The sequence below is a fragment of the Nitrobacter winogradskyi Nb-255 genome (assembly GCF_000012725.1).
Classification (GTDB): Bacteria; Pseudomonadota; Alphaproteobacteria; order Rhizobiales; family Xanthobacteraceae; genus Nitrobacter; species Nitrobacter winogradskyi.
Map to the genome: position 1 here is coordinate 2,053,305 of NC_007406.1, position 25,098 is coordinate 2,078,402.

The window sequence follows — 25,098 nt, forward strand, 5'->3', positions numbered from 1 at the left end:
TCATCCCGCAACGCAATGAGCGGGTTCGGTTCTGCCGCGCCCGCACCCAATCCAAGTCCGGAACAAAGCCCGGCATCGCCGTGAAGGGACGGCGTTGATCCATGATACTATAGCGCTTTCGATCGAAGAGGGCCTGACTTCTGATTCAATCGGAAGCGAAATTCTTCAGATCACCAGAACGTGAACATAGCAGAGTGGCTTCTTGCCCCACTGTTCCGCGACGGCAGCCCGCACAGCGCGGCGCAATGATTCAGCCATCGCATCGGGATCGCGCCGCAGCGTCCGCGAGAACCCTTTCGCCGTCGAGACCACCGTGTCGAAAACGATGTCGTCGAGCACCTCGCCGGCCATGTTCTTTTCCGGAATGCCGACGAGATCGACTTCGGGATCCTCGATCAGTTCACCCTTGGCCGTGACGGCGATCGCGACGAAAACGCAGCCGGCAAACGCCATGCGCCGACGCTCGACGACCGCGCGCGACTTCGAATCCTCCAGGATGGCGCCATCCTTATAAAGCCGTCCTGACGGCAATTCATCGATGATGCCTGGTTCTCCGGGCCCGAGCCGGACCAGATCGCCGTTCTTGCAGATCAGGACTTTCGGCACGCCGGAAGCGCGCGCCAGCCGCGCGTGTTCGGAAAGATGCAACGCCTCGCCATGCACCGGGATCAGCAGACCTGGACGAACCCAGGAGATCATGTCCCGCAGTTCGTCGCAGCGTGGATGGCCGGAGACATGAACCAGTTGGGTGCGATCGGTGATGACCTCGATGCCCTGGGCCACAAGACCGTTGATGATCGCGCCGACGGCTTTCTCGTTACCCGGAATGGTGCGTGAGGAAAAGATCACGGTGTCGCCACGGTTCAGAGTGACCTCCGGATGATCATCCCTCGCGATGCGGGCGAGCGCCGCCCTTGGCTCACCCTGGCTGCCCGTGCACAGCGCCAGAACCTTGTCGTGCGGAAGATGGCCATAGACATCGGCACTGCGAAAATCCTGCATCCCGTTCAGATGTCCGGTCTCGCGCGCCACCTGCACCACGCGCGCCATCGCGCGGCCGACCACCACGACCTCGCGCCCCGCTTCACGCGCGGCGTCAGCCACGGCGCGCAGCCGCCCGACATTGGACGCGAAGGTCGTCACCGCGACCCGGCCCTTCGCCGCCTTCACCAGATCCGCGATGGTTCGCGCAACCTCGGCTTCGGACGGCGAGCGCCCGTCCCGCACCGCGTTGGTGGAATCTCCGATCAGCGCCAGCACGCCCTCGTCGCCGAGTTCACGCAAGCGCCGTTCGTCGGTCGGCGGCCCGATGATGGGCGTCGGATCGATCTTCCAGTCGCCGGTATGCACGACGATTCCAGCCGCCGTATGGATCGCAAGGGCATGGGACTCCGGAATCGAATGCGCCACCGGGATGAATTCGACGCCAAAGGGACCAACCTCAATGCGTCCCCCCGAGGGCACGACAGTCACCGGGATGTCCGGCGGATTGCGTTCGGCCGCGCATTTGGCCTCGAATAAAGCCGCGCTGAACTTCGTCGCGTAGATCGGGCATTTCAGGCGCGGCCACAAATCGATGATGGCGCCGAAGTGATCCTCATGCGCGTGCGTCAGCACGAGGCCGACGAGATTTTTTCGTTCCTGTTCGAGAAACCGGATATCCGGCATGATCAGATCGATGCCCGGCAGATGTTCCTCGTCGCCGAAGGAGACGCCGAGATCGACCGCCAGCCAGCTTCGCTGGTGACGGTTGCCGAGCCCGTAGATCGACAGGTTCATGCCGATCTCGCCTACACCGCCGAGCGGGGCAAACATCAACTCATCAGGCCGCGCTATCATGTTGCTCCGACCGAGGCAGCCGCGCCGAAATATACGTCACCGGCGGAGACAGCCACTCGCCTGCCGTCGGAGGTCACGACGATCAAACAACCGTCCTTGTCGATGGTATCAAACAGGCCGGATATCGTCGATGAATCAGACCGGATCGAAACGTGCTGACCGACCCCGGCCGCCCGCTCGAGCCACAGGCGCCTGATCTCGCCAAAGCCACGGCCCTTGTCCCAGACGATCCGGAATTCAGCCCAGGCATCAGTCAGCGCGCCAAACAGATCCTCCGCACCGATATCGATCCCGATGTCGCGCAGCGAGGCCGCCGGATACGGCATTCCCTCAGGCGCGGCGGCGACATTGGCGCCTGTGCCGACGACAACGGCCAACCGGTCGGGCGCGACGGTCTCCGCCTCCAGCAGGACGCCCGCGAGCTTCCCCCCGCCCGCCAGCACGTCATTGGGCCATTTCAGATGAAACGTCACGTTCTCCGATCCCGGAGATCTCATGCGCGCTTCAAGGCTGACGGTTCGCAGCGCGGCTTCGAGCGCCAACCCCGCCGCGAAGCTCAGGGTCGCGGCGACGGCGGGCGAGGTATCGATCACCTCAAGCACGCTGCATGCCAGATTGCCGCGGGGAGATATCCAGCTTCGCTGCCGGCGACCGTGTCCCGCCGTCTGCTCCGCCGCAACCAGCCAGATCGGACCGGTCTCGCCCGCGCGTGCGCGCGCCAGCGCCTCGGCGTTGGTCGAGCCGATGCGATCGAAGACCGCCAGTCGGTAACCAGCCGATGCAGCTCGCGGACCGAGCGAAAATGCCATTCGAACAATGCCGTCAGAACAGTGACTTCGCAGCCGCCGTGGCGGCGCTGACCAGAGGTCCGGGATACGCGAAGAACAGCATGTTGAAAAGCGCGGTCGCGGCCACGATCGAACGCAATTCGAGATGAACAGCGTCCGTCGCCTCGGCCCGCTCGTCGAAATACATCACCTTGATCACGTTGAGATAGTAGAATGCGCCGACCACGCTGGTGATGACGCCGATCACAGACAGCGCGAACAGCCCCGCCTTGATGGCGGCGCTGAACACATAAAACTTGGCGAAGAACCCGGCCAGCGGCGGTATTCCGGCCAGTGAGAACAGCAGCATGGCGAAGCAAAACGCCAGCAGCGGATTTGTCCGCGACAATCCCGCGAAGTCGCTGATCTGTTCGAGCGGCTGACCGTTACGGCTCATGGCGAGGATGACCGTGAAGGCCCCGAACGTCATCACGGTATAGATGACGAGATACAGCACGACGCCCTGCGCGCCTTCAACCGTTCCGGCGGCGAGACCGACCAGAGCGAAACCCATGTGGCCGATCGAGGAATAAGCCATCAGGCGCTTGATGTTGCGCTGTCCGATCGCGCCGAACGAGCCCAGCGCCATGGACGCGATCGCCACGAAAACCACGATCTGCTGCCACTCGGCGACGACCCCGGAGAATGCCGTCAGCACCACGCGGGTGAACACCGCCATCGCCGCGATCTTCGGCGCCGAGGCGAAGAAGGCCGTGACCGGCGTCGGCGCTCCCTCGTAAACATCCGGCGTCCACATATGGAACGGCACCACCGACACCTTGAAACAAAGGCCGGCCAGCAGAAAGACGATGCCGAAGACGACGCCGATGCTGCCGCTCTTCGCGGCGGCGGCAATACCGGCGAAGCTGACGGTTCCCGTGAAACCGTAGATGAGTGACGCGCCGTAGAGCAACATCCCCGACGCTAGCGCGCCGAGAACGAAGTATTTCAAGCCCGCCTCGGTCGACTTCACATTGTCGCGGTTGCTCGCCGCCACCACGTAAAGCGCAAGGCTCATTAATTCGAGCCCGAGATACAGCATGATCAGGTCGGCCGCCGAAATCAGCACCATCATGCCGACCGTCGAAAGCATCACGAGGATCGCGAACTCGAACATCCGGCGCGACTGGTCCTGAAGAAACTCCCGCGACAGAACGAGCGTCGCCGCGGAGCCGAGCAAGGCGAGTATCTTCAAGAATCGAGCGAAGTCATCGACGATGAAGCTGCCGCCGAACGTAACCAGCTTGCCGCTCGGCAACAGATACTCGATCACGCCGGCCCCGATCAGGAGACAGATCGCAAGGCCGGTCACGAGACCGGCCGCGCGCTGGCCGCACCACGCCCCGATCAGCAGCAAAACCATCGCGCCGACCGCCAGAGCGACCTCCGGTAGGACGGGAAGAAGTTGATATCCGGCAGCCTCAAACATCATAGCTGGCGTCCCTGCCCTGCCGTCACTGCAGCGCCGCGGCCTTGATGGCGGCGGTCGCGCTTGCATAATTGTTGACGAGATTTTGTACGGAAGCTGCCGAGAAATCGAGCACCGGCTTCGGATAAACGCCGAACAGGATCGTCAGCACCACAAGCGGCGCAAGCGTCAAGCCCTCACGGAAAGTCAGATCCTTGATGCTCGCAAGCGACGGTTTGACCAGCGCACCGAACACGATCTTGCGATAGAGCCACAGGGCGTATGCCGCTGACAGGATCACGCCGAGCGTCGCCGCCACCGCCGTGGGAATGCTGACCTTGAAGGTTCCGATCAGCGCCAGGAACTCGCCGACAAATCCGGACGTTCCGGGCAGCCCGACATTAGCCATCGTAAAAATGAGGAACACCAGCGCATAAAGCGGCATCCGATTGACAAGCCCGCCATAGGCCGCGATTTCGCGCGTGTGCATTCGGTCGTAAACGACGCCGACACACAGAAAAAGCGCGCCCGAGACGATGCCGTGCGAAACCATCTGGAACACACCGCCGTGAATGCCTTGCATGGTGCCGGCAAAGATTCCCATGGTCACGAAGCCCATGTGCGCCACCGACGAATAGGCGATCAGCTTCTTCATGTCCTCCTGCATCAGCGCGACCAGCGAGGTATAAACGATCGCGACGGCGGAGAGCACGAAGACCAGCGGCGCAAAGTCATGCGACGCAAGCGGAAACATCGGCAGCGAGAACCGCAGGAAGCCGTAGCCTCCCATCTTCAGCATAATCGCAGCGAGGATCACCGATCCCGCCGTGGGCGCCTCCACATGCGCATCCGGAAGCCAGGTATGCACCGGCCACATCGGCATCTTGACCGCGAACGATGCAAAGAAGGCCAGCCACGCCCACTTCTGCAAATTGTACGGGACGGAGGTCTGCATCAGCGTCGGGATGTCGGTGGTCCCGGCATTCCAGTAGAGCGCCATGATGGCAAGCAGCATCAGCACCGAGCCGAGCAGCGTATAGAGGAAGAACTTGAAGGTCGCATAGACGCGGCGCGGACCGCCCCAGATCCCGATGATCAGGAACATCGGGATCAGACCGCCTTCAAAGAACACGTAGAACAGCAGCAGATCGAGCGCCGAGAACGTGCCGATCATCAGCGTTTCCAGAACTAGAAACGCCATCATGTAAGCCGGCACGCGACGGGTAATCGATTTCCAGCTCGCGATGATGCACAGCGGCATCAACGCCGTGGTGAGAATGACGAACGGCAGCGAAATACCGTCCACTCCCATGTGATACCGAATGCCGGTGGCGAGCCATGTCGCCTGCTCGACGAACTGGAATCCCGTATTGGTCGGATCGAAGCGCGTCACCAGGAGCAGCGACACCGCGAAGGTGACGATCGTGGTCCACAGCGCGATCCAGCGCGCGGTTCGGTTGGCGGCTTCGTCGCTGCCACGAGCCATGACGTAAATCAGGATCGCGCCGACCGCCGGCAGAAAGGTCGTGACGGACAGAATGGGCCAGGTCGTCATTCTTACTGGCCTCCCGAGAACATGAACCAGGTGATCAGACCGGCAACGCCGATCAGCATCGCGAACGCATAGTGATACAGGTATCCCGTCTGCAATCTGACGACATTACGGGTGACGTCGAGCACCCCGGACGAAACGCCATCGGGACCAAAGCCGTCAATGACCAAACCGTCGCCCTTCTTCCACAGGAAGCGGCCGAGCCACTTCGCCGGACGCACGAAGATCACCTCATAGAGTTCGTCGAAGTACCATTTATTGAGCAGAAACTTGTAGAGCATCTGATGCTCGCGCGCGAGCTGGACCGGGATATCGGGCCGGCGGATATAGAAGAGCCACGCCACCGCAAATCCCATAATCATCATCACGGTCGGCAGGAAGGCGATCGTCTTCGGAATGTGATGCATTTCCTCAAGGATGTGCGGATGCATCTTCACGGATTCCCGGAAGAACTCCTCGACCCCGTGCCCGGTGAACAATTCCTTGAAGGGAAAGCCCGCGAGGATCGAGCCGGCCGCAAGAACGCCGATCGGAATAAGCATCCAGATCGGGCTTTCATGCGCGGCCTTATAATGCGCCTGATCGTGTGGCTTGCCGTGGAAGGTCTTGAAGATCAGCCGCCACGAATAGAAGGACGTGAGGCCGGCCGCCGCCACGGTCATGAGGAAGCCGTAGTAGGCGAACGGATTGTGAGACACGTAAGCGGATTCGATGATCGCGTCCTTCGAAAAATATCCGGCGGTCAGGGGGAAACCGGTCAGCGCCAGCGTTCCGATCACCATGACGAAGTATGTATACGGAATGCGATCCTTCAGGCCGCCCATGTTGCGGATGTCCTGCTCGTGATGCATCGCATAGATCACCGATCCCGAGCCCAGGAACAGCAGCGCCTTGAAGAAGGCATGAGTGAACAGGTGGAACATGCCGACGGTATAGGCCCCTGCTCCCATCGCCACGAACATGTAGCCGAGCTGCGAGCAGGTCGAATACGCCACGATCCGCTTGATGTCGTTCTGCACGAGGCCGACCGTCGCCGCGAAGATCGCCGTCGTCGCGCCGATGAACATCACGAACGCCTGCGCGTCCGGCGACAGTTCGAACAACGGCGACAGCCGCGCCACCATGAACACGCCCGCGGTCACCATGGTTGCCGCATGAATCAGCGCCGACACCGGCGTCGGGCCCTCCATCGCGTCGGGCAGCCAGGTGTGCAGCAGCAACTGCGCCGACTTGCCCATCGCCCCCATGAACAACAGCAGGCAGATCAACGTGAGTGCGTTGACGTCCCAGGCCAGGAAGTGAATCGTCTTCCCGGTCAGCCCCGGCGCCGCGCTGAAAATGGTATCGAAGTCGGTCGAGCCGACCAGCATGAACACAGCAAAAATGCCGAGCGAGAAGCCGAAGTCGCCGACACGGTTGACCACGAACGCCTTGATCGCCGCCGCATTCGCCGACGGCTTCTGATACCAGAATCCGATCAGCAGATAGCTTGCAAGGCCGACGCCTTCCCAGCCGAAGAAAAGCTGGACCAGGTTGTCCGACGTCACCAGCATCAGCATCGCGAAGGTGAACAGCGACAGATACCCAAAGAAGCGCGGACGGTGGGGATCCTCGTCCATGTAGCCTATGGAATAGAAATGCACGAGCGACGATACCGTGGTGACGACCACCAGCATGACCGCCGTCAGCGTATCGACCCTTAACGACCAGCCGATCTGGAGATCGCCGGAGGAAATCCACGAGAACAGCGCGATCCGCGCGTCGTGATGCATGAAGCCCACGTCGACCAGCGTGATCCATGACAGGACCGCCGACGCGATCAGCAAAGTGGTCGTGATCAGTTCGGCGGCGCGCGATCCCGCCGCCGGCGGTTCGCTGACGTGATGATCGTCGTGGCCGCGGGAGTCACCATGCCCGTGATCATCATGCGCCGCCGCCGCGTGAGCATGACCGTGGCCGTCATGATGATCGACCGTATCGCCGCTGGGATTGCGCCAATGCGCGCCGAGCAGCGCGATCAGCCCGGCGAGGATCGCGCCGATCAGCGGCAGAAAGACGATTGCCTCGATCATTCACCCACCCCATGGAGCATGATCCCGCAGCCAATGCATCCATTGGCCGGAGAAAGCCGGTCCCCAGTTTTCCGGATCATGCTTCAGCCCTTCATCAGATTGACGTCCTCAACCGCGATCGAGCCGCGGTTGCGGAAATACACGACGAGAATAGCAAGGCCGATCGCCGCCTCGGCCGCGGCGACCGTCAGCACCAGCAGCGTGAACACCTGTCCGACGATGTCGCCCAGGAACGTCGAGAACGCCACCAGGTTGATGTTGACCGCCAGCAGGATCAACTCCACCGACATCAGGATGATGATGATGTTCTTGCGGTTCAGAAATATGCCGAGCGTCCCCAGCGTGAACAGGATCGCGCCAACCGCCAGGTAGTGTCCGAGGCCGATTGTCATTTCACCCACTCCGCCTGGTCGGCGTCCTGCAATCCCTGCCCCGAGGCGACCTGGCGCACGCTCATGGCCATCTCGGGCGTCCGGGCGTTCTGGACGTTGATATCCTGACGCTTGACGCCGGCCCTGTGGCGCAGCGTCAGCACGATGGCGCCGATCATGGCCACCAGCAGCACCATGCCGGCGAGCTGGAAGTAATGAATGTACTTCGTGTAGAGCACGAGGCCGAGCGCCTCGGTATTGCTGACGTCGCCCGGAATGGCCGCCGTGATCGATTTCGTGACGGCCGGATTGAGGGTCCAGCCGCCGACGACGAGCAGCAGTTCCAGCAGGAAGATCGCCGCGATCACCAGGCCGAACGGCAGGTATTCGAGAAAGCCCTCGCGTAGTTCAGCGAAGTCCACGTCCAGCATCATGATCACGAAGAGGAACAGCACCGCGACCGCGCCGACATAGACCACGATGAGGATCATCGCGAGGAATTCCGCCCCCATCAGGATGAACAGACCGGCCGCGTTGACGAATGCGAGAATGAGAAACAGCACCGAGTGCACCGGATTGCGCGACGAGATGACCATCGCGGCCGATGCAACGCACACGCCGGCGAACAGATAGAAGAACAGCGCGGGAAGGATCATGCCCCTACCTCACCGATACGGCGCGTCGAGTTCGATCGCCTTCGCGATCTCGCGTTCCCAACGGTCGCCGTTGGCGAGCAGCTTGGCCTTGTCATAATAAAGCTCCTCGCGGGTCTCGGTCGCGAATTCGAAGTTCGGCCCCTCGACGATGGCGTCGACCGGACAGGCCTCCTGGCACAATCCGCAATAGATGCATTTCACCATGTCGATGTCATAGCGCACCGTGCGGCGGGTGCCGTCGTTGCGGCGCGGCCCGGCCTCGATGGTGATGGCCTGCGCCGGACAGACCGCCTCGCACAGCTTGCACGCGATGCAGCGCTCCTCGCCGTTCGGGTAACGGCGTAGCGCGTGCTCGCCGCGGAAGCGCGGCGAAATCGGATTCTTCTCGAATGGGTAGTTGATCGTCGGCTTCGGCTTGAAAAAATACCTCATGGTGAGGAAGAACGCCGAGATGAACTCGGTCAGCAGGAGCGAACGGGCTGTTGCGTTGATACTCATGACAACCTCAATTCCTCACTTCGGCGCGATGCCGGCGAACTGCAATACGGCCGCCACGATCACCACCATCGCCAGCGACAGCGGCAGGAACACCTTCCAGCCGAGCCGCATCAGTTGATCATAGCGGTAGCGCGGGACGATCGCCTTCGCCATCGCGATCAGGAAGAACATGAAGAACAGTTTCAGCGAGAACCAGATGACGCCGGGCACCCAGTTGAACGGCGGCAGGTCCACCGGCGGCAGCCAGCCGCCCATGAAAAGGATCGCGCCCATCGCGCACATGGTGGTGATCGCGACATACTCGCCGAGCATGAACAACAGGTACGGCGTCGACCCGTACTCGACCATGAAGCCCGCGACGAGTTCGGATTCCGCCTCGACGAGGTCGAACGGCGGGCGATTGGTCTCAGCCAGGGCCGAAACGTAAAACACCACGAACATCGGCAGAAGCGGCAGCCAGTACCAGTTCAGGAAGGTCAGCCACGGCAGGCCGATCAGGGTGGCCAGCCCGCTGGTATGCTGCGCCTCGACGATGGCGGAGAGGTTCAGTGAACCTGCGCAGAGCAATACCGTGATGATGACGAAACCGATCGACACCTCGTAGGAGACCATCTGCGCCGCCGAACGCAAGGCAGCAAGAAAAGGATACTTCGAGTTGGACGCCCAGCCGCCCATGATGATGCCGTAGATCGACAGCGACGAGATCGCGAAGATGTAGAGAATCCCGACATTGATGTCGGCAATGACCCAGTTCAGATTGACGGGGATCACCGCCCACGCCGCCAGCGCCAGCACGCAGGAGACCAGCGGCGCCAGAAGGAACACGCCCTTGTTGGCGCCGGAGGGGATGATCGGCTCCTTCAGCACGAACTTCAGAAGATCGGCGAACGACTGAAACAGCCCCCACGGTCCGACCACGTTTGGACCGCGCCGGATCTGCACCGCGGCCCAGATTTTCCGGTCGGCGAGGAGGATGTAGGCGATCGCGATCAGCAGAACGACGAGCAGCAGCACGCTCTGCGCCACCATCACGATCAGAGGCCATAGAAAGTCCGTCCACAACGGCATTGCGAAGAAATCGGCCATCACGCTTACTCCGCTGCCGTCAGCATGCGACCCGACGCAAGACGCGAGCATTCGGCCATCACGGCCGAGGCCCTCGCGATCGGGTTGGTCAGATAATAGTCGTCAATCGCGGCCTTGAACGGTGACTTCTCGATGCCGCCGCCGCTGCCCGCCAGTTCCCTGATCGCGCGGCTATCACCGGCCTCAATCTGGTCGATCCGCATCAAATGCGGCGCCGTCCTGAACATCGCCTGACGCAAGGCAGGCAGCGAGTCGTAACCCAGGGTCTTGCCCAACACTTCGGACAGCGCGCGAATGATCGCCCAGTCCTCCCGCGCCTCTCCGGGCGGGAAGCCGGCCCGGTTCGCCATCTGGACCCGGCCTTCCGTGTTGACATAGAGGCCGGTCTTTTCGGTGTAGGCGGCTCCCGGCAAAATGACGTCGGCGCGGTGAGCGCCGGCATCGCCATGGGTGCCGATATAAACGAGGAAAATGCCGTCCGGCGCCTTGATCTCGTCCGCGCCGAGCGAAAACAGAACATCGAGCCCGCCCGGCGCGGTCATTCGCGCTGCGTTCAGGCCACCCTTCCCCGGCGCGAAGCCGAGGTCCAGCGCGCCGACCCGCGACGCCGCGTCGTGAAGCACGGCAAATCCGTTCCAGCCGTCTTTCAGCCCGCCGATATCCATCGCGAGCTTGGCCGCGGCCGCAAGAATGGCCGCGCCGTCGGGACGGGACGTCGCGGCCGCGCCGACCAGCACGATCGGATTGCTGGCATTCTTCAGCACGTCGCGGAAGTTGTTCCTGCCCGCCGCGAGATCCGCAAGCGACTCTCCGCCAGCGCCGAGATAGTCATACTCGTAGGTCAGATCGGCGTTCTCTCCGATCACGCCGATCCTGAGCTGTCCTGTCCGCCAGCGCTTGCGGATGCGCGCATTGAGGATCGCCGCTTCCTTGCGCGGGTTCGACCCCACGATCAGCAGCGCGTCGGCCTGCTCGATGCCGGCGATGGTCGGGTTGAAGATGTAGGAGGCCCGCCCCCGCGCCGGATTGAAGGCGTCGCCGCCCTGCACCGCCATGTTGACCGAGCCGAGTTTCGACAGCAGGTCCTTGAGCGCGAACAATTCCTCGACCGCGGCAAGGTCGCCCGCGATCGCGCCGATCCGCTTGCCGTCGGCCTGCTTCACCTTCGCCGTGATCGCCGCGAAAGCGTCCCGCCACGAGGCCGGGCGCAACGCGCCGTCCTGGCGAATGTAGGGGCGATCGAGCCGCTGAGTGCGGAGCCCGTCGACGATGTGGCGGGTCTTGTCCGAGATCCACTCCTCGTTCACGGCCTCGTTGACGCGCGGCAGGATGCGCATCACCTCGCGTCCGCGCGTATCGACGCGGATGGCCGATCCGACCGCATCCATCACGTCGATGGATTGAGTTTTTCCAAGCTCCCACGGCCGCGCGGCGAATGCGTAGGGCTTCGACGTCAACGCGCCCACCGGACAGATATCGACGAGGTTGCCCTGCAACTCCGACGTGAGCGCGCTTTCGAGGTAGGTGGTGATCTCCATGTCCTCGCCGCGGCCGGTCGCGCCCATTTCCGGCGCGCCGCAGATCTCGGCGGAGAAGCGCACGCAGCGCGTGCACTGAATGCAGCGGTTCATGGAAGTCTTGACCAGCGCGCCGAGATACTTGTCCTCGACCGCGCGCTTGTTCTCGGCGAAACGCGACGTATCGACGCCGTAACCCATCGCCTGATCCTGCAAATCGCACTCGCCGCCCTGATCGCAGATCGGGCAATCGAGCGGATGGTTGATCAGCAGAAACTCCATCACGCCTTCGCGCGCCTTCTTCACCATCGGCGACCGCGTGGAGATTTGCGGCGGCTCTCCGTTGGGACCCGGACGGCAATCGCGCACGCCCCAGGCGCAACTCGCGACCGGCTTCGGACCGCCCTTCACCTCGACAAGGCACATCCGGCAGTTGCCGGCGATCGAGAGCCGCTCATGGTAGCAGAAGCGCGGAATCTCGGCGCCCGCGGCCTCGCACGCCTGCAGCAGCGTATACTCGGCGGGCACCTCGATCTCTTTGCCGTCGATGATGAGTTTCGTCATGGCCCTACTCCGCCGCCACCATGTGCGCGGGATCGAGGATGCCCTGATCGTCGCGGTCGGCCTTATGCGAATACTGGTCGATGCGCTCCTCGATCTCGTGCCGGAAATGCGCGATCAAGCCCTGGATAGGCCAGGCCGCGGCATCGCCGAGCGCGCAGATGGTGTGGCCCTCGACCTGCTTGGTGACTTCCAAAAGCATATCGATCTCGCGCTTATGGGCGCGGCCTTCGGCCATCCGGGTGAGCACCCGCCACATCCAGCCGGTCCCCTCGCGGCACGGCGTACACTGGCCGCAACTCTCGTGCTTGTAGAAATAGGAAATGCGCGCAATCGCCCGGATCAGGTCGGTCGATTTATCCATGACGATCACGGCCGCGGTGCCGAGGCCGGAGCGCAGCTTGCTCAGGCTGTCGAAATCCATCGGCGTATCGATGATCTGCTCGGCCGGCACCATGCGCACCGACGAGCCGCCCGGAATGACCGCCTTGAGATTGCCCCAGCCGCCGCGGATCCCGCCGCAATGGGTGTCGATCAATTCACGGAACGTGATCCCCATCGCCTCTTCGACATTGCAGGGACGCTCGACGTGACCCGAAACGCAAAACAGCTTGGTGCCGACATTGTTGGGACGGCCGATCCCCGCGAACCACGCCGCGCCGCGCCGCAGAATGTCCGGCGCGACCGCAATCGACTCGACGTTGTTCACGGTCGTCGGGCAGCCATAAAGACCGACATTGGCCGGGAACGGCGGCTTCAGCCGCGGCTGGCCCTTCTTGCCTTCCAGGCTTTCCAGCAGCGCCGTCTCCTCGCCGCAGATATACGCTCCCGCGCCATGGGCGACGTATAGATCGAAAGGGAAGCCGTGGATGTTGTCCTTGCCGATCAGCCTGGCCTCATAGGCCTCGTCGATGGCGGCCTGCAAACGCTCGCGCTCGCGGATGAATTCGCCGCGTATGTAGATGTAGCCGGCGTGGGCGCCCATGCCGACGCCGGCCAGCAGGCACCCCTCGATCAGCAGATGCGGATCGTGCCGCATGATCTCGCGATCCTTGCAGGTGCCCGGCTCGGACTCGTCGGCGTTGACGACGAGGTAGCTCGGACGGCCGTCGGCGTTGTCCTTAGGCATGAAGGACCATTTCATGCCGGTCGGAAATCCTGCCCCGCCCCGGCCGCGCAGTCCCGACGCCTTCATCTCGCTGACGATCCAGTCGCGGCCCTTGCCGACGATCGCCTTGGTGCCGTCCCACGCGCCACGCCGGCGCGCGCCGGCGAGCCGCCAGTCATCGAGACCGTAGAGATTTCGGAAGATGCGATCCTTGTCGTCGAGCATCAGGTCTTGCCCTTCCTGGTCGCGTCATCGGCGGGCGGCTTCGGCATGGGGCTTTCCCGCCGGCTTGCGGTATCGGTCGGTTTCTTGGCGTCCGCATCCGTCAAGGCCGGCTGAGCGGCGGAACGCCGTCCCCCGTCGCCTTTCGCCGCCGTATTCAATGTGGTCGGGCCGCCGACCGGCGCGGAAAACTGGCGGTCGATCTGGGGACCGGGCTTCGGCGGCTGGCCCGAGGCAAACCCGTCAAGCACCTTGCCGAAGTTCTCCTTCGTCAAGTCCTCATAGGTGTCTTTCCAGATCAGCACCATCGGCGCGTTGACGCAGGAGCCGAGGCACTCGACTTCCTCCCACGAGAAGTCGCCGTCTTTTGAGAGATGAAACGGCTCATGATGAATACGGCTCTTGCAGACGGCGAGAATGTCCTCCGCGCCCCGCAGCCGGCAAGGCGTGGTGCCGCAGACCTGGATGTGCGCCTTCCTGCCGACCGGCTGAAGCTGGAACATGGTGTAGAAGGTCGCGATCTCCAGCATCCTGATGTAGGGCATGTCGAGCATGTCGGCCACGGTGCGGATCGCGGCCTCGGAGATCCAGCCGCCGTTCTGTTCCTGCGCGCGCCACAAGATTGCGATCGCGGCCGACGCTTGCCGGCCTGCTGGATATTGCGCGATCTGCTTCTTGGCCCAAGCGAGGTTCTCCTCGCTGAACGCGAAACTCTCGGGCTGCTGTTCTTTCGGTGCCAGGCGGCGAACGGACATCGTACTCTAGTCTCTCAATGAACACGTTGCGACGCGGTCGCGTTCATGCGGTGAAAACGATCCTGCCAGAATGCGCTCGAGGTTCCGAACACGTTGTATCCAACGTGAGAGGCGACCTTGATGCGGTCCAGAATGGAGAGTTCGGTCAACGTCTCGAAGCGGCCGCTGGCCGGATCGTGCACGATCAGCGTCAGCGGCGTCTGTTCGAGAATGTAGCGCGATACGGTGTGGTTGCGGTCATTACCGTGTTCCTCGCAAAGGATCACGGCATCACCCTGAAGCACGCGAGCGCCACCCTTGATGGCTTCGATCTCGACGCCTTCGACGTCGAGCTTGATGAGGTGCTTGCCGTTCGGGGAAATCCGGCCGTCGTCGAGCAGATCGTCGAGCGAAAGCACGGGCACGCTTTCACCGCCCGCACCGGCGGCGCCCGCGATGCTGAACGCCTCGTGCTTGGTGCCGGACAGGCGTGCGACGCCACGCGTCGCACCGATCGCGCTCTGCATCACCTCGAAGCGATTGCCGTTGATGACCGCGTTGTGAGCGAGTCTGGCGAAATTCTTCGACGACGGCTCGATCGCGATCGCCTTGCGCGACCCGAACGGCCTGCTGGTGACCAGAACCGACCAATAGCCATAATTGGCGCCGCAATCGAGCAACGTATAGTCGACGTCGGCCGACGCGCGAAACAGCAGCTCAAGCTCCTCTTCGTACCTGAACGAACGATTCAGCAGCTTGCTCCAGTAGCCATCGCCATAGGGAAACGCGAACGTCGCATCGGGATTGAGCCGGACGGCGATATCCCGCTCCGGCAACGTCTTGCGCAGCAGGTTGGCGCACCAGTTGTAGCCACGATGCGCAAACAGCGACGACACCTTGGAACCCGCCACCAGCGCCAGCGACGCCGCGCGTTCCCAGGCGTTCGCCCCCTCAAGGACGCCGGAGGTCCGGTCGAACTGTATCGGCGGCTGTGCAATCACCGGTCGACCTCTCCAAACACGATGTCGAGCGAGCCGAGAATGGCAGAGACGTCAGCCAGCAGGTGCCCCCGACAGATGAAGTCCATCGCTTGCAGATGCGCGAAGCCCGGCGCGCGGATCTTGCACTTATAGGGCTTGTTGCTGCCGTCGGAGACCAGATAGACGCCGAATTCCCCCTTCGGCGCTTCCACGGCCGCGTAGATCTCACCCGCCGGAACGTGAAAGCCCTCGGTGTAGAGCTTGAAGTGATGGATCAAAGCCTCCATCGAGCGCTTCATCTCGCCGCGGCGGGGTGGAAAAATCTTGTTGTCCTCGACCGCCACCGGCCCCTGCCCGTCCGGCGCGCGCAGCTTGGCGATGCACTGTTTCATGATGCGAACCGACTGTCGCATCTCTTCCATGCGGATGAGATAGCGGTCGTAGCAGTCGCCGTTCTTGCCGATCGGAATATCGAAGTCCATCTCTGCGTAGCATTCGTAAGGTTGCGCCTTGCGCAAATCCCATGCCGCGCCCGAGCCCCGGACCATGACGCCGGAGAAACCCCATTCCCACGCCTGCTCCAGCGTGACCACGCCGATATCGACGTTGCGTTGCTTGAAGATGCGATTGGCGGTCAGCAGCCTGTCAAGGTCGGCGACGACCTGAAGGAACGGATCGCACCAGGCCTCGATGTCATCGATCAGCCTGGGCGGAAGATCCTGATGCACGCCGCCGATGCGGAAATACGCCGCGTGCATCCGCGAACCGGAGGCGCGCTCGTAAAACATCATCAGCTTCTCGCGTTCCTCGAAACCCCACAGCGGCGGCGTGAGCGCGCCGACATCCATGGCCTGCGTGGTGACATTGAGAAGGTGAGAAAGGATGCGTCCGATCTCGCAATAGAGCACCCGGATCAACTGGCCGCGCCGCGGCACGGCGATCCCAAGCAGCCTTTCGGCGGCGAGGCAGAAGGCGTGCTCCTGATTCATCGGCGCGACGTAATCGAGCCGATCGAAATACGGGATCGCTTGAAGATAGGTCTTTTGCTCGATCAGCTTCTCGGTGCCGCGGTGAAGCAGGCCGATGTGCGGATCGACGCGCTCGACCACCTCGCCGTCCAGTTCCAGCACCAGGCGCAACACGCCGTGCGCCGCCGGATGCTGCGGGCCGAAATTGATGGTGAAGTTCCGCATACCGGGAGTTACGGTGCCAAGTGCTTCGGTCATCAGCTACCCGCCTTGCCGCCGGTCGCCTTCTCGTCACCCGGCAGCGGATAATCGGCGCCCTCCCACGGTGACATGAAGTCGAACTTGCGAAATTCCTGGTTGAGACGCACCGGTTCGTACACCACCCGCTTCTCGGCGTCGTCGTAACGCACCTCGACGAAACCCGTGAGCGGAAAATCCTTCCGCAGCGGATGCCCGTCGAATCCATAGTCGGTCAACAAACGCCGCATGTCGGGGTGCCCGGTGAAGATCACGCCATAGAGGTCATAGGCCTCCCGTTCGAACCAGTCCGCGCCGGGAAACACGTCGATCAACGATGGCACCTGCGTGGTCTCCGACGCGTGAGCACGCAGGCGGATGCGCGCGTTCAGCGTCGGCGACAGAAAATGATACACCACATCGAAACGCTTCTCGCGGCCGGGATAATCGACCGCGGTCGCGTCGATGAAGTTGACGAAGCGGCAGCGCCGGTCGTCGCGGAGGAAGCGGGCGACCTCGACAATCTTCGCGGCCTCGACCGTCACGGTCAGTTGACCGAACGACACCGAATGCCCCGTGGCCGCGCCCGGAAGCGTGGCGACGATCATCTGGCCCAAGGCATCGAGCCTGCTCTCGTCCATCCTCATCAACCTCAGCGTTCGATGGTCCCAACTCGCCGGATCTTCTTCTGCAGAAGCAGAATTCCGTAGAGCAGCGCTTCCGCCGTCGGCGGACAGCCCGGCACGTAGATATCGACCGGCACGATTCGATCGCAACCTCGTACAACCGAATATGAGTAATGATAGTAGCCGCCGCCGTTGGCGCACGATCCCATCGAGATCACGTAACGCGGTTCCGGCATCTGGTCGTAGACCTTGCGCAGCGCGGGGGCCATCTTGTTGGTCAGCGTTCCGGCGACGATCATCACATCCGACTGGCGCGGCGATGCCCGCGGCGCAAAGCCAAAACGCTCGACGTCATAACGCGGCATCGAAACCTGCATCATCTCGACCGCGCAGCAGGCGAGGCCGAAGGTCATCCACATCAGCGAACCGGTGCGCGCCCAGGTGATGAGATCGTCGGCGGCGGCGACGAAGAAACCCTTGTCGGACAGTTCGTGATTGACCTCGAGAAAGTACGGATCGCTAGCGCCGACCGGCCGGCCGGTGGCGGGATCCAGAATCGAGGTTCCCGCCGCGCCCGTGACGGTGCCGCCGGCGTAAGCGACCTTTGACGTGGGAGAGTTCAATCCCATTCGAGAGCGCCTTTCTTCCATTCGTAGGCGAAACCGACCGTCAGCACCCCTAGAAACACCATCATCGACCAGAAGCCTGCCACACCGAGCTTGCCGAACGTGACCGCCCAAGGAAAGAGGAACGCAACTTCAAGGTCAAAAATGATGAAAAGAATCGCGACCAGATAAAATCTGACGTCGAATTTCATCCTCGCATCGTCGAATGCGTTGAACCCGCATTCGTAAGCCGAAAGCTTCTCCGGATCCGGCTGCTTGTATGCGACGATGAAGGGAGCGACCAGCAGCGCAACGCCAATCGCAGCCGCTATGCCGATAAACACCACAAGCGGAAGATAGTTCTGCAAAATGCCGCTCATCGGCGCGCTTCCCCTCGCTGCGATTCTTTGCTCGCAGATTTTTGGATATTGGAACTTTTGAGAGGCTTTAGCCTAGCAAAACAGGGGTGGCAAGATAGCCTATTTTGACGCACCCGAAACGGAGACTTTGCGGCTTGACATCGAAGCCTGGAACAGCGCCGGGCGGGCCGCCTCGCTGCCCCTCGTCCATTGACCCACAAGCCTGAAAAATCCGGTCCGATGAAACCATTTCAGAAGTCCCGCGAAGCCGTGCTGAAACAAACCGGCTGTATTGCTCTTGCCTGCAAACCAAGAAACGCCGCGAAGCGGAGGCAAACAATGAACCATTCGATCCAAAGCGCAGACCGCGCCACCCATGTGAAGATCGTGATTGTCGCGCTTGTCGCAGGCGCCGTGCTGACAGCTTTCGGGACTTCCCTTCGCCCGAGCACCGACTTCGTCCAGACCGTTCAGGTGGTCAAGGCCGGGCAGCCGACGATGGTCTCCAGCTCGGGAGCGTCGGTCGTGAGATGATCCGGCGTCTGGCGGGATCATCCATCATAAGCGTTTGATTTGGTTAAGCTTCCAAAGCGTTTTCGAGTGACGTCGACGACATGCTCGCTCGAGAACGTTCTCGCCGCATCTCATTGCGCGCGGCTCCCGCTGTCTTGCGTTCAGCGCCCGCGCTTCTAAATCGTCCCCTATCCGAAAAGGAAAGGAGGACGACATGAAGCTCTTTGCATCAATCCTTCTTGCCGCGGGTACGATGACGTCTGCGGCAAGCGCGCTGCCAGTTCCACCAGCGCCGAAAGTTCCAGGCGCCATCACGCAGGTCGGTTGGGCCTGCGGCCCGGGATGGCATCTCACCCCATGGGGCAATTGCGCCCCGAACCGGCCATTCTATCGGCCATGGGGCTATTGGGGAGGTTACTGGGGCCCACCCCGCTTCTTTGCGCCACGACCTTATTGGCGACCGTGGCCTCCCCCTCGGTATTGGCGACGCTGGTAGGTTATGGAGCCCGGCCTTTGGCCGGGCTTTTCTCAGCGCACGGTTCGAGAAGTCGCCGCTCCCCATCAATGCCACGCCACAGCCGGCAGGACGGCCTTCCTGGCCGCCCGAGGACCATTCCCCGCCCGGCCTCTCTACGCGCGCACCAGCCAGAACTCGACCGCCGTCGCAACGGCGATCGCAAACGCGACGCCTCCCGCCAGGACCCAGTAGACTGGATATTTTTGCTTGAAGGCCGTCACGCCGCGCCGCCATGCAACGCCCATCAGGATGAAAGCGGAAATCAGCAGCAACGGCAGCGAGGATGTGGGGACAAAGGATAGATCGAGCATTCAGCCAGCGCAATCATCACGCGTAAGATGGACAGCGATAAATTGAATCACCGGCGCGGCGAACAAAACCGCGGGTAGCATAATCGCCCAGGACACGACCCAGGAAATCAGCCAGTTGTACAGGAACCGCCCGCTTCCCCAGAGGGAAATGCTTGCGATAGCGGCAGCGATAAAGCTCGTGAGTCCGGCCTGAATAACCCCAAAGACGAAATGGCAATATCGCCGCGGGATTCCCAGCATTTTCAGCCTCCAAGCACGGACTGTTCAGAATCGCGCCAATTCCAGCAGGCGAGGCTGCTCGCTATCGAACGCTTCGCGCGCCTAGAGCATTTTCCGGCGAAGTGGATACCGGTTCGCCGCAAGAAAATGCGACCAGACAACCATTTCCTCGAACTGCTCCGAAACCAAAGAGTCGGACCGGGAACTGAAGGGAGACGATAAGCCTAAGAAACCGGCCCGGAAACTGGCGCGAGAGACGGGACTCGAACCCGCGGCCTCCGCCGTGACAGGGCGGCGCTCTAACCAACTGAGCTACTCCCGCGGACGCCGTGTATCCGCAATAGTGGAGAGGGCTTAAAGGCGAGACCTTTCCAAGTCAAGGCGGTTGCGGATCTCCTTCACTGGCAGGTCTTTCTGAGAGGACGATGTAAGAAACAGCTTGTTTACAGGCAAAATGGCGGGGTCGGCACCTCCCCGAATCAAACAAGGGCTGATACGCCTTGCTTTCCGTAAAACGGCAACGACGAGGAGAGCCATATCATGGCGAAGAAGGCAGCGACCCCGAGCACCGTGACGCTCAAGCATCTCGCGGCGGCCCTGGCCGAGGACCATGAATTGTCGAAGAAGGCCGCCGAGGCGATCCTGAGCGACATGGTCACGCGCATCACCAAGCATCTCAAGAAGGGTGATCGTATCCGCATTGTCGGCCTCGGCATTCTCCAGGTCCGCAAGCGCGCCGCCCGCAAGGGGCGTAATCCGGCCACTGGCGAGGAAATCCAGATCAAGGCTTCCAAGAAGGTCGCGTTCCGCGCCGCCAAAGAACTCAAGGAAGCCATCTGACCAGAATGCCGGGTCTAAAACACTCCGTTCAATCGCTGGAGGATTGGCCCGCATTCAACCGATAGCCCACGCAAGGCCGGGATCACTCACCTGGCGAGGTTGATTCCATTGCCGATGTTGATTCCCTGCTTTACGGTCCCCCTGGATTCCCGATGACCGCTCCCATGACGTTCCATCACACGGTAACGGAGCGCTTCCTTCGCTATGTCGTCATTGATACCCAGTCCGATCCGGCGTCTTCGAGTTATCCCTCCACCGAGAAGCAGAAGGATCTCGGGCGTCTGCTGGTGAGCGAGTTACAGGAACTCGGCATCGCGGATGCTCATCTCGACTCGCACGGCTACGTGTATGCGACGCTTCCGGCGAACAGCTCGAAGCAGGTTCCGGTTATCTGCTTCTGTTCGCATATGGACACCTCGCCGGATTGTTCAGGAGCAAACGTCAAACCGCAGATCGTCCGGAACTATCGAGGCGGCGACATCCATCTCCGCGGCGATCCGTCGCAGATCATCCGCGCGGCGGATCATCCGGCGCTGGCTGATCAGGTCGGCAACGATATCATCACGTCGGACGGCACCACGCTGCTCGGCGCCGACAACAAAGCCGGCGTTGCCGAAATCATGGATGCGGTTCAGGTCCTGCTCGCCAATCCGGAGGTCAGGCATGGCACGATCAAAATCCTGTTCACGCCCGATGAGGAAATCGGACGCGGTGTCGATAAGGTCGACCTGAAAAAACTCGGCGCGGACTTCGCCTACACGGTCGACGGCGAGACCGCGGGTTATATCGAGGACGAGACGTTCTCGGCCGATGCCGCGCTTATTACCATCAAGGGAGTCAGCGCCCATCCCGGCTTCGCCAAGGGAAAGATGGAACATGCGATCAAGATCGCGTCCCGCATCGTGGAACGGCTCCCCAGGAATGCCTGCTCGCCCGAGACGACCGACGGCCGCGAAGGCTTTCTGCACCCGACCGACATCAGCGGCACGCTCGAAAGCGCGACGCTGAGCCTCATCGTGCGCGATTTCACGGAAACGGGCCTGACTGAGAAGAAGATGCTGCTGGAGGACATCATCCGCGACATCATGGCGGACTTCCCACACTCGACCTGTCGGCTGGAAATTCAGCCGCAGTATCGCAACATGAAAGAGGTTGTGGATCGTCACCCCGAGGTTGTCGATAACGCGATGGAGGCGATCCGCCGCGCCGGTCTCGAACCGGTCAAAGGCAGCGTTCGCGGCGGCACGGACGGCTCGCGACTGTCATTCATGGGACTTCCCTGTCCCAACATCTTCGCCGGCGAACACGCCTTCCACTCGCGCACCGAGTGGGTCAGCGTGCAAGACATGGAAGCTGCCGTGCGAACCATCGTGCACCTCGCCGCGATCTGGGAAGAACGCGCCTAGATCGTTTTCGAACGAAGCATGTCCTCGGGCTTGACCCGAGGATGGAATCCGGTTCGCGTGAAGAAAACGCGTCAGGTAAATATCATAGAGCATCGCTTCTGATTCCCTCAGAAGCGATGCTCTATGGTGCGGTTGTCGCACGTAACGGCAGACGCCGACGACGCAGGCTTGCTTCTGCCCGAAAATGCTACAACGTGAGCATCGTATTGCTCCTCGTCGTCCCGGCGACCACGTACCCGCACTCCAGCATCAATGCGATGCAATCCGTCGACCATTCCGAGCGCGACAAGTGCTCGATAACAATGGCCTGAGGCCACATCGATCGCGGCGCGTCCTTGAAAAACCCGACAAGAACCCGGTCTTCGTAACCCTCGACGTCGATCTTCAGCGCATGGACATGCCCGATGCCTGCACTCTCCAGAGCCTGCCGCAACCGAACCGAGCGCACCGTGATCGCATCCCTCGACGCGCCGGCGCTGACAACGTGGCTGGCCCCGAGATTGTTGCCATCCGTCGCGATCAGCAGATCACCTTCGCTCTCTCCTGCCGCCGCCTGCATCAGGTGGACGTTACGGGACCCGGATGCTTCGCGGTTGAACGACAGTCTCTCATAGGCGACCGGATGAGGCTCAATGGCGAGAACAATCCCTTCAGCGCCAACGTGCCGCGCCATCGCCAGTGCATATGTCCCGACATTGGCTCCGATATCGACGAAGCATCCGCCAACCGGCGTGTGTTTACGCAAGAAACGCAGTTCCTCGAGGTTGTAATCGGGATTCAGCAGAGCGCCGCGCTCCGTGCCGCTGTACTGATGATAGAACCTGAAAGACGCTCCCTGATAGGTATCGTCGATCGGGCCGGGCCGGAGCAGATTGAGAAGCCGCGACATCGCAGGACGAAATGCGCCCCGCCTGAGGCGCGACCGTCTCACGGCATGGAGAAGTTTTTTCTGCGCCCAACTGGGTGCGAATGAGCCGAACGGCGGCGCGATCATCGTTAATCTTTCCTAAATGCCGGGTGATATGATCCTCGAATCATCGAGGATTCAAGAATGCTACGCGCCATTTCGCTTGCGGCTATCGGAGTCGCCATGATGGGAGCGACGGGATCAGCCGCCGACCTGCCGGCGCATAGCCGCATCGGAAAAATCTTCGCGGAGCCGACGCCTCCCCCAGCACGCGTCGCGCAGGAGAAAGATTATCCCGAAAGCGTACTCTACCGTTTTCGGGTTCCGCCGCCGGTGCCGGGCTATTACGGAAGGCCGAACGATTTCTACTATCGCCCGTATTATGAGGGCCGGCCGGTGATCTCGCTCTATTTCGACCGATTGCCCTACGCTTGCGGTCTGTACGGATATTGTTAGAGCCGCCACCCGAAAGCCGGAACCGGTTTTCAGTCAAACAAGGCGCCGCGATTACAGGTTGCGCGCGGTCACGATCCAGATCGAGGCGGGAAGCACCACTGTCTGCTTCTGGGCGAACGGAGCAAGAGCTTCCCGGATCGAGTTCTCCGCAGCGGCGATGACTTCAGCAGGCTGTCCATCAAGCGCGCGGCTGGCGGGACCGATCTGAAGCGCAGACCTGACCGCGGCATCCAGTCCGCCGCCGACCGAAATGTCCAGCGCAAGCTCACAAGCTTCCATCGCTATTTCGGAAAAGCCGGCTTGGCCGAGAATGCGATGAACACGCTCTTCTGAGGCGAACGAGAAGGGTCCGGGATCTTCCGGCCCGAGATCCGGCAGCTTCGGGACATGCTTGTAGGCAGCCTGGAGCGGAGCCATCAGCCAGGGATTGAAGCGAGGCTCCCGCCAGCAAATGAACGCCAGGCGGCCGAGGGGTCGCAACGCCTTGCGCAGGTTCGCAAACGCTGAGGCTGGTTCGGCGAAGAACATCACGCCAAACCGCGAAGCGATCAAATCGAACCGCGCCGGCCGGAATGGGTGCTCGGCAGCATCGGCCAGCCGGAACTCCACCCGGCCCGCTTGCGGCGCGATCTGCCCGGCCCGCTCCAGCATCGGCGCCGACACATCGATTCCCAGGACGTAGCCGGAAACGCCGACCTGCTCCGCGAAGGCACGGGTGGTCGCACCACAGCCGCAGCCGACGTCTATGATGCGTTCGCCGGGCATGGCTCTGGCCCGGTCCAGCAGAATGGTGGAAACCGGCTCCAGCAATTCATCCTGCACACGCTGACGATCGGCCCAGCGCTGACCGCCCGGTCCATTCCAGTAAGCGATCTGGTCCGCGTTCTGTGTCTCAGGAACCCCTGCCATCGCCGCTCCCACGAAATTCGGGCGGTCGCCCTTCACAAAATCCGTGACTTAAGCCCGATTATGAAGGTAACCACGTCATCCATAGCGTTTTCAAGCGCGGCATGTCCGCCGGACCAGCCCGGAGCAAAACCAGAACACAACCTATCATACCCAGGCAGTCGGGGATATTCCGCGATGTGGCCGCGTGAAGTCCGGCGCAGGCGGGTAAGCAAAGGCTGGACCGAGAATTCGGATCGCGTAAAAAGCACGCATCTCGCATACGCGACAGAAGCGAGGCTGCCCGCAGTTCGCACCCGAATGGAGGAGACGAGATGGCTGATGAGGAAGACAAGACGATCGTCGAGCAAGGCCCTTCCATTGGCGAGTACCGCCGGGAGTCAATTCCGGAATACATTATCGATTCGAGCGGCGCCCGTTTTGATTTTGATCGCATCGCCCTTGAAGGCGATGGCGGCCTCGAACCATCACAACTGGCCCGTAACGAATGCCTTATCGCACCCGGTCTGATCTATCGCAGAGCCTCGTCATGATCGACGCGCGTGTGGGCGACGCGTCTGTGGCTTCTGGTTTGCACCGGGATCGACAGGCGAGCCGTATCCGATAGGCTGCGGCAGCAGCTTGCATGCAGGGATGCGTCGGGGCTAAACAAGGAGCCGAGGGCGGCTAGCTCAGCTGGTTAGAGCATCTCGTTTACACCGAGAGGGTCGGGAGTTCGAATCTCTCGCCGCCTACCAATATTCAGCTGTTTTGGCCCGGCTTGATAGTTCCCTGAGTTTTTCTGCCTGTGGCGCTTC

27 protein-coding genes and 2 tRNA genes are annotated in these 25,098 nt (G+C 61.8%); 7 read left to right on the top strand and 22 right to left on the bottom strand.

Annotated elements, in window-relative coordinates; all coding sequences use genetic code 11:
* Positions 1 to 165 precede the first annotated feature (165 nt).
* The 17 genes from NWI_RS09760 to NWI_RS09840 form a co-directional block, all read right to left on the bottom strand.
* Positions 166 to 1,836 (bottom strand): ribonuclease J, encoded by a 1,671-nt coding sequence (locus tag NWI_RS09760; protein ID WP_041345566.1) that lies wholly within the window; start codon positions 1,834 to 1,836, stop codon positions 166 to 168.
* Positions 1,836 to 2,648: a biotin--[acetyl-CoA-carboxylase] ligase gene (locus NWI_RS09765; RefSeq protein ID WP_011315129.1), complete on the bottom strand. Its 813-nt coding sequence runs from the start codon at positions 2,646 to 2,648 to the stop codon at positions 1,836 to 1,838. The genes NWI_RS09760 and NWI_RS09765 overlap by 1 nt, the downstream gene beginning before the upstream one ends.
* A 13-nt stretch (positions 2,649 to 2,661) precedes the next feature.
* Positions 2,662 to 4,098: an NADH-quinone oxidoreductase subunit NuoN gene (nuoN, locus tag NWI_RS09770; protein ID WP_011315130.1), complete on the bottom strand. Its 1,437-nt coding sequence runs from the start codon at positions 4,096 to 4,098 to the stop codon at positions 2,662 to 2,664.
* Positions 4,099 to 4,120: 22 nt separating this feature from the next.
* Positions 4,121 to 5,629 (bottom strand): NADH-quinone oxidoreductase subunit M, encoded by a 1,509-nt coding sequence (locus tag NWI_RS09775; protein ID WP_011315131.1) that lies wholly within the window; start codon positions 5,627 to 5,629, stop codon positions 4,121 to 4,123.
* Positions 5,630 to 5,631: 2 nt separating this feature from the next.
* Positions 5,632 to 7,698: an NADH-quinone oxidoreductase subunit L gene (nuoL, locus tag NWI_RS09780; RefSeq protein ID WP_011315132.1), complete on the bottom strand. Its 2,067-nt coding sequence runs from the start codon at positions 7,696 to 7,698 to the stop codon at positions 5,632 to 5,634.
* Between the two features lie 83 nt (positions 7,699 to 7,781).
* Positions 7,782 to 8,090: an NADH-quinone oxidoreductase subunit NuoK gene (nuoK, locus tag NWI_RS09785; protein WP_011315133.1), complete on the bottom strand. Its 309-nt coding sequence runs from the start codon at positions 8,088 to 8,090 to the stop codon at positions 7,782 to 7,784.
* On the bottom strand, positions 8,087 to 8,725 hold the full coding sequence (locus NWI_RS09790; protein WP_011315134.1) for an NADH-quinone oxidoreductase subunit J: 639 nt from the start codon (positions 8,723 to 8,725) through the stop codon (positions 8,087 to 8,089). Before NWI_RS09790 ends, nuoK begins: the two co-directional genes overlap by 4 nt.
* 9 nt (positions 8,726 to 8,734) lie before the next feature.
* On the bottom strand, positions 8,735 to 9,223 hold the full coding sequence (nuoI, locus tag NWI_RS09795) for an NADH-quinone oxidoreductase subunit NuoI (protein WP_011315135.1): 489 nt from the start codon (positions 9,221 to 9,223) through the stop codon (positions 8,735 to 8,737).
* A gap of 15 nt (positions 9,224 to 9,238) precedes the next feature.
* The gene (nuoH, locus tag NWI_RS09800) at positions 9,239 to 10,309 is read right to left on the bottom strand and encodes an NADH-quinone oxidoreductase subunit NuoH (protein ID WP_011315136.1); all 1,071 of its coding nucleotides are present in this window, start codon (positions 10,307 to 10,309) and stop codon (positions 9,239 to 9,241) included.
* Positions 10,310 to 10,314: 5 nt separating this feature from the next.
* Entirely contained in the window at positions 10,315 to 12,390 is a 2,076-nt protein-coding gene (nuoG, locus tag NWI_RS09805; protein WP_011315137.1) for an NADH-quinone oxidoreductase subunit NuoG, read from the bottom strand.
* 4 nt (positions 12,391 to 12,394) lie between these two features.
* Positions 12,395 to 13,720, bottom strand: coding sequence for an NADH-quinone oxidoreductase subunit NuoF (nuoF, locus tag NWI_RS09810; RefSeq protein ID WP_011315138.1), 1,326 nt, complete (start codon positions 13,718 to 13,720; stop codon positions 12,395 to 12,397).
* Positions 13,720 to 14,472: an NADH-quinone oxidoreductase subunit NuoE gene (nuoE, locus tag NWI_RS09815; protein WP_011315139.1), complete on the bottom strand. Its 753-nt coding sequence runs from the start codon at positions 14,470 to 14,472 to the stop codon at positions 13,720 to 13,722. The genes nuoF and nuoE overlap by 1 nt, the downstream gene beginning before the upstream one ends.
* A 14-nt stretch (positions 14,473 to 14,486) precedes the next feature.
* Complete coding sequence (locus NWI_RS09820; protein ID WP_187148045.1) at positions 14,487 to 15,449, bottom strand: FkbM family methyltransferase; 963 nt, start codon at positions 15,447 to 15,449, stop codon at positions 14,487 to 14,489.
* Positions 15,449 to 16,657, bottom strand: a complete 1,209-nt coding sequence (locus tag NWI_RS09825) for an NADH-quinone oxidoreductase subunit D (RefSeq protein WP_011315141.1) — start codon at positions 16,655 to 16,657, stop codon at positions 15,449 to 15,451. Before NWI_RS09825 ends, NWI_RS09820 begins: the two co-directional genes overlap by 1 nt.
* Complete coding sequence (locus NWI_RS09830; RefSeq protein ID WP_011315142.1) at positions 16,657 to 17,277, bottom strand: NADH-quinone oxidoreductase subunit C; 621 nt, start codon at positions 17,275 to 17,277, stop codon at positions 16,657 to 16,659. Before NWI_RS09830 ends, NWI_RS09825 begins: the two co-directional genes overlap by 1 nt.
* Before the next feature lie 11 nt (positions 17,278 to 17,288).
* Positions 17,289 to 17,891: a NuoB/complex I 20 kDa subunit family protein gene (locus tag NWI_RS09835; RefSeq protein WP_041344976.1), complete on the bottom strand. Its 603-nt coding sequence runs from the start codon at positions 17,889 to 17,891 to the stop codon at positions 17,289 to 17,291.
* Complete coding sequence (locus NWI_RS09840) at positions 17,882 to 18,247, bottom strand: NADH-quinone oxidoreductase subunit A (RefSeq protein WP_011315144.1); 366 nt, start codon at positions 18,245 to 18,247, stop codon at positions 17,882 to 17,884. The genes NWI_RS09835 and NWI_RS09840 overlap by 10 nt, the downstream gene beginning before the upstream one ends.
* 318 nt (positions 18,248 to 18,565) lie before the next feature.
* Here NWI_RS09840 and NWI_RS09845 point away from each other — a divergent pair, with 318 nt between their 5' ends.
* Both NWI_RS09845 and NWI_RS18600 read left to right on the top strand, forming a co-directional pair.
* Entirely contained in the window at positions 18,566 to 18,760 is a 195-nt protein-coding gene (locus NWI_RS09845) for a hypothetical protein (protein WP_041345568.1), read from the top strand.
* Between the two features lie 232 nt (positions 18,761 to 18,992).
* A complete protein-coding gene (locus tag NWI_RS18600) occupies positions 18,993 to 19,235 on the top strand; it encodes a GCG_CRPN prefix-to-repeats domain-containing protein (protein ID WP_430691790.1) in 243 nt (80 codons plus the stop codon).
* Between the two features lie 134 nt (positions 19,236 to 19,369).
* On the opposite strand, the gene NWI_RS09850 is transcribed toward NWI_RS18600, so the two are convergent.
* From NWI_RS09850 to NWI_RS09860, 3 genes are all read right to left on the bottom strand, one after another.
* On the bottom strand, positions 19,370 to 19,567 hold the full coding sequence (locus NWI_RS09850) for a hypothetical protein (protein ID WP_011315146.1): 198 nt from the start codon (positions 19,565 to 19,567) through the stop codon (positions 19,370 to 19,372).
* On the bottom strand, positions 19,568 to 19,807 hold the full coding sequence (locus tag NWI_RS09855; RefSeq protein ID WP_011315147.1) for a DUF2798 domain-containing protein: 240 nt from the start codon (positions 19,805 to 19,807) through the stop codon (positions 19,568 to 19,570).
* Between the two features lie 224 nt (positions 19,808 to 20,031).
* Positions 20,032 to 20,108: transfer RNA gene (locus NWI_RS09860), tRNA-Asp, on the bottom strand.
* 218 nt (positions 20,109 to 20,326) lie between these two features.
* Here NWI_RS09860 and NWI_RS09865 point away from each other — a divergent pair.
* Together NWI_RS09865 and pepT are read left to right on the top strand one after the other, a co-directional pair.
* Positions 20,327 to 20,626: an HU family DNA-binding protein gene (locus NWI_RS09865; RefSeq protein WP_011315148.1), complete on the top strand. Its 300-nt coding sequence runs from the start codon at positions 20,327 to 20,329 to the stop codon at positions 20,624 to 20,626.
* Between the two features lie 152 nt (positions 20,627 to 20,778).
* Positions 20,779 to 22,032 (top strand): peptidase T, encoded by a 1,254-nt coding sequence (gene pepT / locus NWI_RS09870; RefSeq protein WP_011315149.1) that lies wholly within the window; start codon positions 20,779 to 20,781, stop codon positions 22,030 to 22,032.
* 187 nt (positions 22,033 to 22,219) lie between these two features.
* Here pepT and NWI_RS09875 read toward each other — a convergent pair whose 3' ends face one another.
* On the bottom strand, positions 22,220 to 23,026 hold the full coding sequence (locus NWI_RS09875; protein ID WP_011315150.1) for an FkbM family methyltransferase: 807 nt from the start codon (positions 23,024 to 23,026) through the stop codon (positions 22,220 to 22,222).
* Between the two features lie 57 nt (positions 23,027 to 23,083).
* Here NWI_RS09875 and NWI_RS09880 point away from each other — a divergent pair, with 57 nt between their 5' ends.
* Positions 23,084 to 23,395, top strand: coding sequence for a hypothetical protein (locus NWI_RS09880; protein WP_011315151.1), 312 nt, complete (start codon positions 23,084 to 23,086; stop codon positions 23,393 to 23,395).
* A gap of 51 nt (positions 23,396 to 23,446) precedes the next feature.
* Here the strand turns inward: NWI_RS09880 and NWI_RS09885 are convergent, their stop codons facing one another.
* Complete coding sequence (locus NWI_RS09885; RefSeq protein ID WP_011315152.1) at positions 23,447 to 24,304, bottom strand: class I SAM-dependent methyltransferase; 858 nt, start codon at positions 24,302 to 24,304, stop codon at positions 23,447 to 23,449.
* A gap of 311 nt (positions 24,305 to 24,615) precedes the next feature.
* On the opposite strand from NWI_RS09885, the gene NWI_RS09890 reads away from it, so the two are divergent.
* Both NWI_RS09890 and NWI_RS09895 read left to right on the top strand, forming a co-directional pair.
* Positions 24,616 to 24,834: a hypothetical protein gene (locus NWI_RS09890; protein ID WP_041344977.1), complete on the top strand. Its 219-nt coding sequence runs from the start codon at positions 24,616 to 24,618 to the stop codon at positions 24,832 to 24,834.
* Between the two features lie 127 nt (positions 24,835 to 24,961).
* A tRNA-Val gene (locus NWI_RS09895) sits at positions 24,962 to 25,038 on the top strand.
* Positions 25,039 to 25,098: the final 60 nt, after the last annotated feature.

Excerpts from the sequence above, each read along its gene's own strand:
- NWI_RS09765 (WP_011315129.1), bottom strand. The coding sequence starts at position 2,648 with ATGGCATTTTCGCTCGGTCCGCGAGCTGCATCGGCTGGTTACCGACTG.
- nuoN (WP_011315130.1), bottom strand. The coding sequence starts at position 4,098 with ATGATGTTTGAGGCTGCCGGATATCAACTTCTTCCCGTCCTACCGGAG.
- NWI_RS09775 (WP_011315131.1), bottom strand. The coding sequence starts at position 5,629 with ATGACGACCTGGCCCATTCTGTCCGTCACGACCTTTCTGCCGGCGGTC.
- nuoL (WP_011315132.1), bottom strand. The coding sequence starts at position 7,698 with ATGATCGAGGCAATCGTCTTTCTGCCGCTGATCGGCGCGATCCTCGCC.
- nuoK (WP_011315133.1), bottom strand. The coding sequence starts at position 8,090 with ATGACAATCGGCCTCGGACACTACCTGGCGGTTGGCGCGATCCTGTTC.
- NWI_RS09790 (WP_011315134.1), bottom strand. The coding sequence starts at position 8,725 with ATGATCCTTCCCGCGCTGTTCTTCTATCTGTTCGCCGGCGTGTGCGTT.
- nuoI (WP_011315135.1), bottom strand. The coding sequence starts at position 9,223 with ATGAGTATCAACGCAACAGCCCGTTCGCTCCTGCTGACCGAGTTCATC.
- nuoH (WP_011315136.1), bottom strand. The coding sequence starts at position 10,309 with ATGGCCGATTTCTTCGCAATGCCGTTGTGGACGGACTTTCTATGGCCT.
- nuoG (WP_011315137.1), bottom strand. The coding sequence starts at position 12,390 with ATGACGAAACTCATCATCGACGGCAAAGAGATCGAGGTGCCCGCCGAG.
- nuoF (WP_011315138.1), bottom strand. The coding sequence starts at position 13,720 with ATGCTCGACGACAAGGATCGCATCTTCCGAAATCTCTACGGTCTCGAT.
- nuoE (WP_011315139.1), bottom strand. The coding sequence starts at position 14,472 with ATGTCCGTTCGCCGCCTGGCACCGAAAGAACAGCAGCCCGAGAGTTTC.
- NWI_RS09825 (WP_011315141.1), bottom strand. The coding sequence starts at position 16,657 with ATGACCGAAGCACTTGGCACCGTAACTCCCGGTATGCGGAACTTCACC.
- NWI_RS09830 (WP_011315142.1), bottom strand. The coding sequence starts at position 17,277 with ATGGACGAGAGCAGGCTCGATGCCTTGGGCCAGATGATCGTCGCCACG.
- NWI_RS09835 (WP_041344976.1), bottom strand. The coding sequence starts at position 17,891 with ATGGGATTGAACTCTCCCACGTCAAAGGTCGCTTACGCCGGCGGCACC.
- NWI_RS09840 (WP_011315144.1), bottom strand. The coding sequence starts at position 18,247 with ATGAGCGGCATTTTGCAGAACTATCTTCCGCTTGTGGTGTTTATCGGC.
- NWI_RS09845 (WP_041345568.1), top strand. The coding sequence starts at position 18,566 with ATGAACCATTCGATCCAAAGCGCAGACCGCGCCACCCATGTGAAGATC.
- NWI_RS18600 (WP_430691790.1), top strand. The coding sequence starts at position 18,993 with ATGACGTCTGCGGCAAGCGCGCTGCCAGTTCCACCAGCGCCGAAAGTT.
- NWI_RS09850 (WP_011315146.1), bottom strand. The coding sequence starts at position 19,567 with ATGCTCGATCTATCCTTTGTCCCCACATCCTCGCTGCCGTTGCTGCTG.
- NWI_RS09855 (WP_011315147.1), bottom strand. The coding sequence starts at position 19,807 with ATGCTGGGAATCCCGCGGCGATATTGCCATTTCGTCTTTGGGGTTATT.
- NWI_RS09865 (WP_011315148.1), top strand. The coding sequence starts at position 20,327 with ATGGCGAAGAAGGCAGCGACCCCGAGCACCGTGACGCTCAAGCATCTC.
- pepT (WP_011315149.1), top strand. The coding sequence starts at position 20,779 with ATGACCGCTCCCATGACGTTCCATCACACGGTAACGGAGCGCTTCCTT.
- NWI_RS09875 (WP_011315150.1), bottom strand. The coding sequence starts at position 23,026 with ATGATCGCGCCGCCGTTCGGCTCATTCGCACCCAGTTGGGCGCAGAAA.
- NWI_RS09880 (WP_011315151.1), top strand. The coding sequence starts at position 23,084 with ATGCTACGCGCCATTTCGCTTGCGGCTATCGGAGTCGCCATGATGGGA.
- NWI_RS09885 (WP_011315152.1), bottom strand. The coding sequence starts at position 24,304 with ATGGCAGGGGTTCCTGAGACACAGAACGCGGACCAGATCGCTTACTGG.
- NWI_RS09890 (WP_041344977.1), top strand. The coding sequence starts at position 24,616 with ATGGCTGATGAGGAAGACAAGACGATCGTCGAGCAAGGCCCTTCCATT.